The organism is Catenulispora pinistramenti (assembly GCF_018274385.1).
GTDB classification, from domain to species: Bacteria; Actinomycetota; Actinomycetes; order Streptomycetales; family Catenulisporaceae; genus Catenulispora; species Catenulispora pinistramenti.
This window is the reverse complement of sequence record NZ_JAAFYZ010000016.1, coordinates 72,424-83,672: the sequence shown is the minus strand read 5'-3', so window position 1 is coordinate 83,672 and position 11,249 is coordinate 72,424. Positions and strand designations below refer to the sequence as shown.

The following is an 11,249-nucleotide window of genomic DNA, read 5'->3' as shown; positions in this document are numbered from 1 at the left end:
GATCGGCCAGCGCCTGCTGGCCATGGCCGCCGCGATCTGGCACAACACCAAGACCGGCGCGGCAAGCAAGCGATCATTGATCGCCTACGACCACTGACCAGCCAAGCGATCGGACTCAATCATCTAGCACGTAAGAGCCCTTGATGGACAGGCCGGCCGTGCCGATGCCGGGGCTGAAACCCTTGGAGTCCGTGAGATCGACCGGGCCTGACCAGACCTGATTGCCGGTGGCCAGGTCGATGACCTGGAGGTTCCCGTAGTTCTGGCCGGTGCCGTAGATGACGGCTCCGCGCGGAGTCGAAGTGCTCTGACTCATCAGGCAGATCGTCTTGCCTGCGGCACCGGCCAGGTCCAGTCCTGGTCGCCGTTCGCGGCCCGATAGGCGGTCGCGGCGCCCGGAGTGGCCACGATGAGGTCGTCTCCGTAGATCCAGGTTCCCCGGATTGCGGCTCCGAGCGTGAACTTGCTCCAGGCGGGGGCGATGCCGTCGGTGCCCGGCGTGTACGTGAGCAGCTCGACGAGCCTGAGCACGCCGTGCGCGTAGAGCGCGACCATCGCGATCCCAATGAGCACGTAGAAGCCGGACCCGATGTGGTCGAGAACCGCCCGGCGGCGCTTGCCGCTCGAGCCCCGCTTGCCGTCCGGCCGCGGAGGTTGTTCGGCCATCTCAGGATCCGCATGGAACGTCTCGCCTTCTGTGCTGCCCCGGCCCTTGCTGGGGAGGGTAGCCACCCGGCGCGAGGACCGGTCCTCAGGGAACTGATTTCCGGCGCGCAGCACCGGGGGCGGAACCGCGCATTCGCGCGATCCCGCCCCCGGCTGCCTACTCGGCGATCGGACTGCCGGTCACCGTCAGTCCTTCAGCAGCACGAACTTCGCCGTGCTCGTCGCCCCCTTCTTGATCGTGACGGTCTGCACCTGCCGGCTCGCCACGCACACCGGCCGGGCCCCGAACAGCGCCGGGGCCCGGCCACACCTGATTGTCCCGTGGCGCACGGCGCGCCTGGAAACGCGCCTGGAGAAGGCGCGCCACGGGATCCGAAGTGAGACTGCAACTGGACGACCGTGTGGGACGATCGCGCAGTCTGGTTTCGAGGGGCTCACCGACCTGACGGGCCGCCCGACTCAGCGGCTGATGGCCGGCACCAACCACTGCTGTTCTTGCTGGCCATCGCATGTCCACTGAACGATTGGTGCCCCGTTGTTGCTGCTGGAGGCGCCGTCGGCGACGCACTGGTTGCTGTGGTATCTCTGCGCGACAATCAGCATGTTGGGTTCGATGGCGGTCGCGCCGCCGAGGAACCACAGCTGTTCGGGGCCGCCGTCGCAGCCATACTGGATGAGCTGCACGTTGTTGTTGGGGCTGTCGCCCGGATCAGCGAGACACATGTGGGAGTTGTAGTTGACTACCTGGAAGTAGGGCACGCCGTCTCCATCGGGGTACCAGGGGCCGTTGGCGTACCACATCTGCTCGTTGCCGCTGTCACAGGTCCACTGGATTACCCCTGCTCCGCCAGCCTTGCTGCCAGCACCGATGGCCAAGCATTTGCTGCTTTGTATGTTTCCCAGGGCGAACAGCTGGCTTGGACCCGGGCCCGCCGCGTGTGCTGGCATGTTTGTCAGTGCTATGCCGCTGGTGGCCATCGCGCTGACTACGGCGACACGCATTACGCGTTGCCTGAACTTCCGATTCATGGTCTCCCCTCCTGTGGATAGCCTCTCAAGGAGCGCTCCGCTCCCGGCCTGCTGCCATCGCAGCGCAGGCATTGATCACTACCATTTCTCGTGGCGTGAGCGGTGTTCGACGGCGGCGAGCTGTGGTTGCCCACCGCGATATTGGTCTCCTGTCGCGCGTGCTGCGCGGGCAAGTCGCTCAGTGACAGCTGCAATTGGGGCAGTAGCGGAAGCCGTGGAGCCCGCCCAATCGACAGGCTGCTCAGGAACCTCCAACCTCCGTCCACTTTTGTTCCTCGCCGTAATTATCGAATGTCCACTGAACGATCGGTGCGCCGTCGTTGTAGCTGGAAGCGCCGTCGGCCGCACACTGATTGCTGTGGTATTTCTCTAGCATGAGGGTGCCCGTTCCTAGGACCACCCACAGCTGTTCGGGGCCGCCGTCGCAGCCATACTGGATGAGCTGCACGTTGTTGTTCGGGCTGTCGCCCGGATCAGCGAGACACATGTGGGAGTTGACGTTGACTATCTGGTAGTACGCCACGCCGTCCCCATCGGGGTACCAGGGGCCGTTTTCGTACCACTGCTGCTCTTTACCGCCGTCACAGCCCCACTGGATCACCCCCGCCCCGCCGGCCTTGCTACCGGCTCCGATGGCCATACACCTACCGCTTACCTTGTTTTGCAGGTAGAACGGGGTGGTTGGGCCGGGGCCCGCCGCGTGAGCTGACGTGTTCGCAAGCATCGTGCCGCTGGTCACCATCGCGCTGACTACGGCGACACGCAGAGCGCGTTGCCTGAACTTCCGATTCACAGTGTCTCCTCCTGTAACAACGCTGCGTAAGCACGGTGCTTCCAGCTGCCGCAACGCCCGATGTCTGTTCCGGCGGTGCTTCGCCTCGGGGCCAGGATGCCTAGATCTGTCAGGGGCGGGCCAGCTTTCCATACAAATTCGTACGCAGCCGCTGGCGGCGCTATGAACAATTACTGAGATGCGCAAGCTATTGAGGGGTTCACCGATGCTCAACCGTATTCGCGTCCGCAAGGCACACACTGGTACCGACTCGGCCGGCCACACCTGGCCGACCGACGGCGCCGTGATCGAGGTCCCGGTCGAGCATGCCCTGGTGCTGGCCCGTATTCCCGACGGCGGCTTCACCATCATTGAACACGCTGAGACACCCGAGCCCGTCGAGGCCGCGGAGAAGACACCGAAGGCGGCGACCGTCCGCACGCCGCGTGCCAAGACCGACGACCCGGCGCTGGCGACATAGCCGCCGGGCACAGGCATGACGGCCAGGCGGATCGACGGCGTCGAGGCGGCCGTGGTGTGCAGCAAGCAGCGCACTGCCGATGCCCTGATGCTGGTGGTCGGGGTGGACAGCGAGGGTCGCGAGGTGGTCGTGGTCGATGTCGCTGGGGTGGCGCTTGGCCAGCAGCTCGTCAAACAGCCGGAATCGGTCCACAAACTGGGCGGTGGTGGCTGCTAGCCGCGCGTCGTAGTCGGAGGGGTTCTGCTCGCTGTCCTGGGCCATCGGCAGCCACAGGGCGACCGCAGTGCGTTCGGTGGTGGTGTAGACACGCCCGCGGGTCATCGCCTCGTGGACGAACAGGCGGAAGTGACCGGGGAAGAGGCGGGCGCCCGTCGCTGTCCGGAATTAGCCAGACCGAGGGGGCCAGTTTGTGAAAGGCACGCGCGATCACGTGACTTAGCACGTTGGCGTCCTGCGCCTGAACGATCTGAACGATCTGGACGATCTGGACGCGAGAGTTCATCACGCGCCCCGCGTGGTCTTGGCCTGTGGGGTTCAATAACCCTGCCGAGGTGTTGACCTGGGTCTATGCGGCGGCGCCGTATTCGTTGATGAGGCCGCCGAGGATCTTAGTTCGGGTGATTCGCTGGGCGGGGAACGGGATGACCGTCGGGTCGTCCTATGGCGCCCGCAGGTTCAGTCCGTGGCCTTGGTGCGAGCATCCGGCGTTGTAGTGCTCCGTATACCGGTCCAGGACGACCCGCAGATGGCGGTCGCCGATGATGAGCATCCGGTCAGTACATTCGGCGCGGACGGTCTTCACCCGGCGTTCGGCGGAGGCGTTCATCTTCGGGCATTGCGGCGCGGACTTCTTGATCTCGATGTTCTCGGCGGCGAAGACGGCGTCGAACGCTTCGGTGAAGATCGAGTCTCGGTTCCGGATCAGGTATCGGAACCGGTCGGCCCGCTCGCCGACGTCGGTCAGTTCCTGGCCAGCTGGGTCGCCCAGGCCGCTGGGATGCTCGGTGACCCCGAGGATGTGTACGCGCCTGGTGGCGAGCTCCAGGACGAAGCACACGTATAGCCCGTGTGAGCGTCACGGTCTCTATCTGGAGGAAGTCCGTGGCAAGGATCGTTGAGGCTTGGGTCCGCAGGAACTGGCGCCAGGTCGGGCTGTCGTCGCGGTTCGGTGCGGGCGGGATGCGGTGGCTTCGCAGAATCTTGCGGATGGTGGCGGCGGCGACTCGATGCCCCAGGCGTCGCAGGTCGCCTTGGATCCGGGTATTGCCCCACGAAGGATTGTCGCCGGCCGGGCGGAGGATTAGGTCAACCAGTTCGTCGCTGATCGGCGGGCGTCCCGGCGGGCGGGGTTGTCGCCATTTCGCTGCAACCAGTCGCCGGTGCCAGCGCAGCACGGTGCCCGGCGTGATGAGCCGGTGCACGCGAAGGTCTCTGGGCAGCAGCCGGATCAGCGCCGCGAACAGCGCGCGGTCGGTCCAGTCCAGTCGCGGGTTCGGATTGGCCCGGCGCAGCACCGCCACCTCATGGCGCAGTACGAGCAGCTCGGCGTCCTTGGCCGCGCTGCCGCGCCCGATCAGCACCAGCCAGGACGCTATCCGGCAGAACAGGAGGTACACCAGGCGAACAGGCACAAGCATCCGTCATTCCGCAATGGCCGCCGGTGCTGGCTGAATTTCCCCAGGTGAACGCCCTGGCGGCGTTATTGAACCCCACATGCCTGTCACGATCCCCAACCCCGTGGTTGAACGCCCCCGGTTCAACGGCTCGGCCGGTGCGGGCCGCAACCGGCGCAGCCGCCCCGCCTACGCCGGCCGAAGCACGCAGGCCAACGCGGCATCACGCACCCGGACACCCCAACGCGACCGGGTCGCCGCCTGACGCCAGCCTCCCGGCGATCGCCGGGAACGTCGGCGATCGCCGCGCAGCGTTTCTGATGAAGGGCTTCGACGGGACGCGGACGCGGCGCCATGTCTCGGATCTGCTGGGCATGGCTGACGGCGCGGTGACGGTGGTGGACGTCAAGCCCGCGCATCACCTGACGGATGCCGCGGTGGTTGAGTAGATGTTCTGGACCCGTGAGATCTGCGTTGGGGTCGGCTGGGGGTTCGAGCTGCGGTCGGGCGCGGATGGCGCTGTTGGAGAATGTGCGGTTTCTGGCCGGCTACCGCCAGCTGGGCCTTATGCCCGGGACCCTAGCGGAGCCCGAAGTCAAGCTTGGACTTGTCATGGTGGAACCACCGAGCCCACCTGGTCGTCGCGAGCGCCGAGAGGATGAGTCCGGCGACCTCTGCGAAGGCCATGATGCCCGCGAATCTCGTCCAGTGGTTCCAGGCCGCGATGTCGACGAGCGTCGCGATCGGTGGCAGGACCGCGTCGAACAGCAGGTAGCGGCGGGCGATCACGCGACGGCGGCGGGTCCACCACAGCACCAGGCGGCCGAAGACGACGGCCGCGAGGGCGTAGCCTGCTGCCAGGGTTCCGTCCTCGAACGTCGGCCGGTGTTGTGTCGCCACCCTGTTTCCGACGATCAGTGCCAGCCTGCCAGTGACCGTGGTGCCGAACACGAGGCCGGCGGTCGCGAGGAGGTGAAGGCAGCCGCGGAGCTCCGCCCCGGTCTGGTCCGGTGTGTTCGCGTATTCCGGTCTCGAGTACATGGGCTTTGCGTAGCGCTGCCTCGCGTCGCCGACCATCTCTGCGATCCCCCTATTTGCGCGGTCGTCCCACCGTCTCATACTCGCTTCACGATCTGTTCGGTCAACACGTGTCGGGGGCAGGAGCCGGAGGCGGCCGATGGTCACGCGACGTGATGTGGCTCAATTGGCCGGGACGTCCCAGGTGCTGGTCAGCTCAACAAGAAGGTCGTCGCCGACTACGTCCGCGCTTGCGGGCTCCCCGTCGCCAAGGGCGCCCAGCCAGTGCCCCCGATCGACGAGCGCTGGCTACATAACCGATACCTGCGAAAACGCAGATCGGCCGCCAGGATCGCCGCCGAGTTCGGCACCATCCAGTTGACGATCGACCCGGCAGCACTCCGTGGATGCCGGCATCGGCCCGCACCTTTCGAAGGTGGCACAGAACTTTCCATCACGGTCGTGGACCAGGCACCTGATCGAGCTGCAGGCGTCCTCAAGGTCCATGACCAGGTCCCGCGCGGCCTGGGCAATCTCCGAGGCTGTGGGATGCGCCGCGGTGCCCAGGACCAGGCCGAGAGTAGCCGGCGCAGATGGGCCGGGTTCCATATCAAGGTGCGATCAAGAAGATCTCTGCAACAGACCGCGCGTATGGTGTATACGCGGGAGGACGGTGCCGGATGGGAATGCTTGACCGCGTCGAACAGCGGCTGGACAACTTGATCAACGGGGGCTTCGCGCGTGCCTTCAAGGCCGAGCTGGTGCCTGCGGAGATCGCCGCGGAGCTGCGGCGCGAGTGCGACGACACGGTGACGGTCCGGGGGCGTGGGCGTTCGGTGGCGGCCAACGACTACGTCGTACAGATGGCTCCTGCCGACTTCGCCCGGCTCGCCCCGTACGCAGCGGAACTGGCGTCACAGCTGAATGACGCGGTCCGCGCGCATGTGCACGAGCAGCGTTACATCCTGGTCGGGCCACCTGCTGTGCGGCTCGAGGCCGCCGAGGACCTTGCCATCGGAGTGTGTCGCGTCCGCGGTGCCACGGTGCCGGCTGGCGAGCCCCCCGCTTCGAACGGTTCGAGCGCGCGGCGGGTGAGGGATCCCTGGCTCGAGCTGAACGGGACGCGGATCCCGTTGACAACGCGGCTGACCATCCTCGGGCGGAGCCCGGAGGCAGACGTCCGCCTGCACGACCCGGGAGTCTCATCGCGCCACGCCGCGATCCGCCTTGACGCCTCCGTGACCATCCAAGACCTCAACTCCACGAACGGAACCTTCGTGGACGGCCGCCGCGTCGCCTCGGCCGACCTGCGCGACGGATCCCTGTTGATCCTCGGCGGCGTCCGCGCGACGTTCCACGCCGGCTGAGCGCCAATGAGGCTGGCGGTGTTCAGCCTCGCCCTCGTCATGATCGCGGTAGTCACCTTGGCCCGGACGGCGCGGCGCAGGGTCGATCCCGGCCGCGTGCAGAATCTCCCACGCCGTCGAGACGGCAATCTGGTGGCCGAGTTTGACCAACTCGCCGGAGGATCCGGCGATGGCCCCACATCGGATTGTCCTTCGCCATCACCAGGATCAGTTTCTTGACCGCCGCCACGGTTGGAGGTCTGCCGGTCTCCGGCGGGCCGTACAGTCCCGTTTCTGCCCGACGAGTTGGCGATCAACTCGACCTCCGTGGACACGTCACGGCCGAGCAGAACCGCCACGGAACTCAGAACACGCCGCGTCACACGGTAAGCCAGCGACAGGAACACCCCGTCAGGATCTCAACCCGACGACCACGGCCTACAACCGGCCGGGGCGCAGGCAAAATCGTGTTTCCGAGCCTCACAGGTTTGCTGAGTCGTGCCGTCGTTGTACGGCAGCTCCCAGGTGCCGGCGGTGACGGGGCACAGGCCGTTCAAGCTCGCCGGTGGCGGCGTCGGGGTGGCGGAGGAGCCCGCTGATCGCCTGGTTTCGCAGCACACGCTGCCGGGTCGTACCTCCCTCCAGGGTCGTCCAACCTGTGGGGGCTCGGAAATACGAATTCGGGTTTGACGGCTCATCGAAGTTGTCCGTGACGACCGCTCGTCCGGGTGCTGAGGTGTCCGCGTGAGCGGCGGGTCGTGGTGCAACGGGCTCGGAGACGCTGGTTGGCGGGATTGCGGTAGCCGAAGGCAGCGCGGGCGTCGGTCTTGATCACCCGGTTAGTGCCCTCCGAGCCGGCGTTGTTCATGCCGGTCCGGATCGCGGCCTCGATCTGAGGCCACCACGTCTCGACTTCGTGGCCAGGCGTTCCATCTCGACCAGCCCAGACTCGGCGCAGGCCGCGTAGAACCGGAACAATCGGTGGGCGATGGTCGTGCGATCGGGGTCGGTATGTGTGAGCGCGAGCAAGTCCATGAGGTCCTCCTTGCAGTTCCAGGCCGCAAGGATCGGTGCGCCGATCTTCTGCGGCAGGTTCTCCAAGTCCTCGACCATCGGGTCGAGCTGGTTGGCGTGCATCCGCGCTGCCGAGCGGGTCAGCCGATTGCGCAGTTCCCATTCGCGGTTGCCCTTGCGGGCCCGGCGGCCACGCTGCTGGACGGTGACACGGCGCCGGACCTCGGGGAGCGCTGCATTGGCCAGCTGCGCGACGTGGAACCGGTCCACCACCAGCGTGGCGTTCGGTAGCGAGGCACGGACAGCGGCTTTGAAGATGGTGCACATGTCGTTCGCGACGAACGCGACCGCGTCGCGCCACGCCGGACTCTGGGCGTCGATCCACGCCGAGACGGTCGCGGCGGTACGGCCCTCAACCTGTCCGAGCAGCCCCGCCCCGCCGCGCAGGTCCACAAAGCCGGCGTGCCACCGGTCGGCCACAACCTCCCAGCCGTCTTCTGCCTCGTTCAGCCGGTACTTCGCCTTCCCGCGCCGGGTCTCATCGCTCCCGAGACACTCCGCCTTCGGCGTCGTCCCCGGGAGCACGGCTGCGGCGTGCTCGACGAATGCAGCCTGCACGATCGGCCAGGACACCTCATTGTCACGCGCGGCCTGAAGTACGGTCCGCCCCAGGTCGGCGACCGCCGCCCCAGCTGAGGCGCGCAGCCTGCCCGTCAGCCGGGACCGCGGCGGGATCTGCGGCAACGACTCGGTGAACGTCCGCCGCGGGCAACCGGGGTTCTGGCACTTCCACCGCCGCTTGGTCCACGTCAGCGCCGTGCGACGGCCGGCCACCGGCAGATCCCGGGGCCTGGTGCGTACCCAGCCGTGCGGATTCTGCGACCGGAGGCCGCAGCCCGGACAGCAGTAGGCCTGCTCATCGACAGTCACCAGCGCCAGCATCGGATTGTCATCCGTATCGAGCTCGACACCAGTGACTAAGCCCGTGGCCTTCCGTCGATCCGTCAAGTCTCAGCAACTCGAAGGATCACAGAACGTCACGGGCCTCAGTCAATCGTTAAGACGCTGATTCATGCCTTCGTTGGCGCCATATTGAAGCCCTCGGTCCACTAGTCCTGATCTAGGAGCTCACGAGCCGCATCTTCCGGATCCGTGGCTGCGACTACATACTCTTGCCATGCGCATCGGGGGTCGCCCACAGATCGCGCTCAAAGGTGCCGTTTGGGTTGGCGCGGTGATCACGGCCCCACTGCTACTCGTTGTCGGCGGCCCCGCCTATGAGCGCTTCATGCACTACCTGTGCCGTGACGGCGGACGAGGCCTAATCGACAAGCGTGCGGGCTGGGTACACCCAGGCTACTGGGTGGTGATGAACCCTCTGGTGCGGGCCCTGACACGGCTCACGGGTAGTGACGGACCCCTTCGGAGCCGAGCGGGCCGCTGAAAGCAGGGGGTGGAGAATGTCTCTACTTGCTCAAGTGCACCGTCATGGCGCAACGCTTCGCCAACGTCACGGCCAAGTTCGATGAGCCGGTTTGACCTGTGGTTCTCTGGTGTGAGGTGCGGTCAGGCGGCGATCTGGTACTCGTGGGGGAGTCCGCCGAGGATGGTCTTTCGGCGGATCTGGTAGTCGGCGAGGTTGGCCGGTGCCGGCGGCCCGGTCTCGGCTTGGGCTGGGGTCAGCTGGCTGAGGGCGCGGTGCGGCCTGGACTTGTTCCGGTGCGCCAGGTAGGTGGTCAGGGTTCGGCGCGGGCGTTCTTCGTTGATGATCGTCATCCGGTTGAACAGTTCGCGGCGTAGCTCCCCGATGGCTCTTTCGCAGATCGCGTTCGATCGAGGGGCCCGGGCCGGGCTCTTCAGGATGCGGATTCCCTCGTCGGTGAATATGGGGTCGAAGCTGTCGGTGAACTCGGTGTCGCGATCCCTGATCAGGGACTTGAGCTTCCTTGCGCGCTCGGCCAGGTCCATCAGGACGTTGCGGGCGGCCTGGGTCATCCACTCTCTGGTCGGATGGGCGGTCACCCCGGCGACGTGCGCCCGGCGGGTCCCGTGCTCGATAAGGACCAGGGCGTACAGGCGTTTCAGGCTGATCGTGTCCACATGCACGAAGTCGATCGCGAGAATGCCGTGGGCCTGCGTGGTGAGCTGCTTCCATGTCGGGCCCGACCGGCGCGGCGCCGGATCGACTCCGGCTGCGTTTAGGATCTCCCATGCCGTTGAGGACGCGATCTGGTGGCCGAGCTTGACCAGTTCGTCCTGGATCCGGCGGCGGCCCCACATCGGATTTTCTTTGGCCATCGTGAGCACAAGCTTCTTGACCGTGGCGTGCCGGGTTTTCGCCGGGCGTTGGAGTCCCACTTGCGGGCAACCAGCCGGCGGTGCCAGGCCAACAGCGTTGCCGGACTGACTGGGAACACCGCAGGATCAGGATTTCGACGTTCTTCGTCGACGTATCGCGGTTCGCGAGTCGGATCCAGGCGAAGACCCGGGGTGCCAGCAGGTACAACAACCGTGGCGCCACGATCCGGCATCATCCCAGCTCGCAGGGGTTTTCGGCAGGCTCACGTTCCCGGCTCACCGGATAACCCGAACGAAGATCCTCGGCGGCCTCAGCAACGAATACGACATCGCGGCATAGCCCCAGCTCAGCGCCTCGGCAGGGTTATTGGACCCAGCACGAGGCAAAAGGCCTCGGGGCCCGGTCAGGGTTCGAATTCCTTCGTGCCCGCTCGTGAAAGTCGAAACCCCAGGTTGCTGACCTGCGGTTTGCGTGCTTCCGGGACCCGATGACTCGACTCGGGTATCGCTGAGGACTACCAGACCCGGCTGAGCTTGGTCGAGTCTTTCGCACCGTGGGGCTCGGACTCCAGGTACCGGCGCATCGTGCGCATCGTCGTGGCGAGGTCACGTTCGCCCACGGTAGTGCGCACTTCTTCCTCCACGGCCGCCCAGGCGCTTGCTGCTTGTACCAGGGTCTGCTGGCCCTGTTCGGTGATCTGGATCGCGCGGGCTCGCCGGTCGGTGGGGTCGATGCTTCGGCTCACGAGGGCGCGTTCCTGGAGTTGGTCGACGATCTGGCTCATGGCCTGCTTGGAGACCTGGTTGAACTCGGACAGCTCTTTGATGCTGCGCGGCTGCTCTTCCAGGGCGTGCAGGACATAGGCGTGCGAGGGACGCAGCCAGCCGTGGCCGCGCTCGGCCAATACCGCCGCGTGGCGATCGACGATTGTTCGGAAGGTCACTGCCATCAGCAATCCGAGGTTGTCCAAGGATTGCGGTAGCGGGGCGGAATCGGGACGTTGTGCGGACAC

At 66.2% G+C, this 11,249-nt stretch carries 11 protein-coding genes and 5 pseudogenes; 4 read left to right on the top strand and 12 right to left on the bottom strand.

The genetic code is table 11. The features are described 5' to 3' along the window. Positions 1–97 (top strand): annotated as a pseudogene (locus KGQ19_RS52620) (IS982 family transposase); the annotation flags it as partial. An 18-nt stretch (positions 98–115) separates the two neighbouring features. Here KGQ19_RS52620 and KGQ19_RS07505 read toward each other — a convergent pair. From KGQ19_RS07505 to KGQ19_RS07485, 5 genes are all read right to left on the bottom strand, one after another. Then, the gene (locus KGQ19_RS07505) at positions 116–316 is read right to left on the bottom strand and encodes a hypothetical protein (protein ID WP_212008352.1); all 201 of its coding nucleotides are present in this window, start codon (positions 314–316) and stop codon (positions 116–118) included. Then, positions 316–666, bottom strand: coding sequence for a hypothetical protein (locus KGQ19_RS07500; protein ID WP_212008351.1), 351 nt, complete (start codon positions 664–666; stop codon positions 316–318). The genes KGQ19_RS07505 and KGQ19_RS07500 overlap by 1 nt, the downstream gene beginning before the upstream one ends. A 186-nt stretch (positions 667–852) precedes the next feature. Then, the gene (locus tag KGQ19_RS07495) at positions 853–996 is read right to left on the bottom strand and encodes a hypothetical protein (protein ID WP_212008350.1); all 144 of its coding nucleotides are present in this window, start codon (positions 994–996) and stop codon (positions 853–855) included. 129 nt (positions 997–1,125) lie between these two features. Beyond that, complete coding sequence (locus tag KGQ19_RS07490) at positions 1,126–1,695, bottom strand: RICIN domain-containing protein (protein WP_212008349.1); 570 nt, start codon at positions 1,693–1,695, stop codon at positions 1,126–1,128. 241 nt (positions 1,696–1,936) lie between these two features. Beyond that, positions 1,937–2,488, bottom strand: coding sequence for an RICIN domain-containing protein (locus tag KGQ19_RS07485; protein WP_212008348.1), 552 nt, complete (start codon positions 2,486–2,488; stop codon positions 1,937–1,939). A 205-nt stretch (positions 2,489–2,693) separates the two neighbouring features. Between KGQ19_RS07485 and KGQ19_RS49375 the strand changes: the two genes are divergently transcribed. Next, positions 2,694–2,948: a hypothetical protein gene (locus KGQ19_RS49375; RefSeq protein ID WP_230418319.1), complete on the top strand. Its 255-nt coding sequence runs from the start codon at positions 2,694–2,696 to the stop codon at positions 2,946–2,948. 87 nt (positions 2,949–3,035) lie between these two features. On the opposite strand, the pseudogene KGQ19_RS49370 reads toward KGQ19_RS49375, so the two are convergent. Continuing rightward, positions 3,036–3,209: pseudogene (locus KGQ19_RS49370) on the bottom strand (GNAT family N-acetyltransferase); the annotation flags it as partial. 304 nt (positions 3,210–3,513) lie between these two features. Further along, positions 3,514–4,579, bottom strand: a pseudogene (locus KGQ19_RS52615) (integrase core domain-containing protein). Positions 4,580–4,881: 302 nt separating this feature from the next. Between KGQ19_RS52615 and KGQ19_RS50910 the strand changes: the two are divergent. After that, entirely contained in the window at positions 4,882–5,010 is a 129-nt protein-coding gene (locus KGQ19_RS50910) for a hypothetical protein (protein WP_268907734.1), read from the top strand. Between the two features lie 130 nt (positions 5,011–5,140). Here the strand turns inward: KGQ19_RS50910 and KGQ19_RS07470 are convergent, their stop codons facing one another. After that, entirely contained in the window at positions 5,141–5,638 is a 498-nt protein-coding gene (locus KGQ19_RS07470; protein WP_212008346.1) for a hypothetical protein, read from the bottom strand. A 620-nt stretch (positions 5,639–6,258) separates the two neighbouring features. On the opposite strand from KGQ19_RS07470, the gene KGQ19_RS07465 reads away from it, so the two are divergent. Continuing rightward, complete coding sequence (locus KGQ19_RS07465) at positions 6,259–6,945, top strand: FHA domain-containing protein (RefSeq protein WP_212008345.1); 687 nt, start codon at positions 6,259–6,261, stop codon at positions 6,943–6,945. Between the two features lie 60 nt (positions 6,946–7,005). Here the strand turns inward: KGQ19_RS07465 and KGQ19_RS52610 are convergent. The 4 genes and pseudogenes from KGQ19_RS52610 to KGQ19_RS07445 all read right to left on the bottom strand — a co-directional run. Beyond that, positions 7,006–7,189, bottom strand: a pseudogene (locus KGQ19_RS52610) (helix-turn-helix domain-containing protein); the annotation flags it as partial. Positions 7,190–7,618: 429 nt separating this feature from the next. Then, positions 7,619–8,880, bottom strand: a pseudogene (locus KGQ19_RS07455) (ISL3 family transposase). 624 nt (positions 8,881–9,504) lie between these two features. Continuing rightward, a complete protein-coding gene (locus tag KGQ19_RS07450; RefSeq protein WP_212008343.1) occupies positions 9,505–10,236 on the bottom strand; it encodes an integrase core domain-containing protein in 732 nt (243 codons plus the stop codon). Positions 10,237–10,751: 515 nt separating this feature from the next. Next, positions 10,752–11,249, bottom strand: a complete 498-nt coding sequence (locus KGQ19_RS07445) for a MarR family winged helix-turn-helix transcriptional regulator (RefSeq protein WP_212008342.1) — start codon at positions 11,247–11,249, stop codon at positions 10,752–10,754.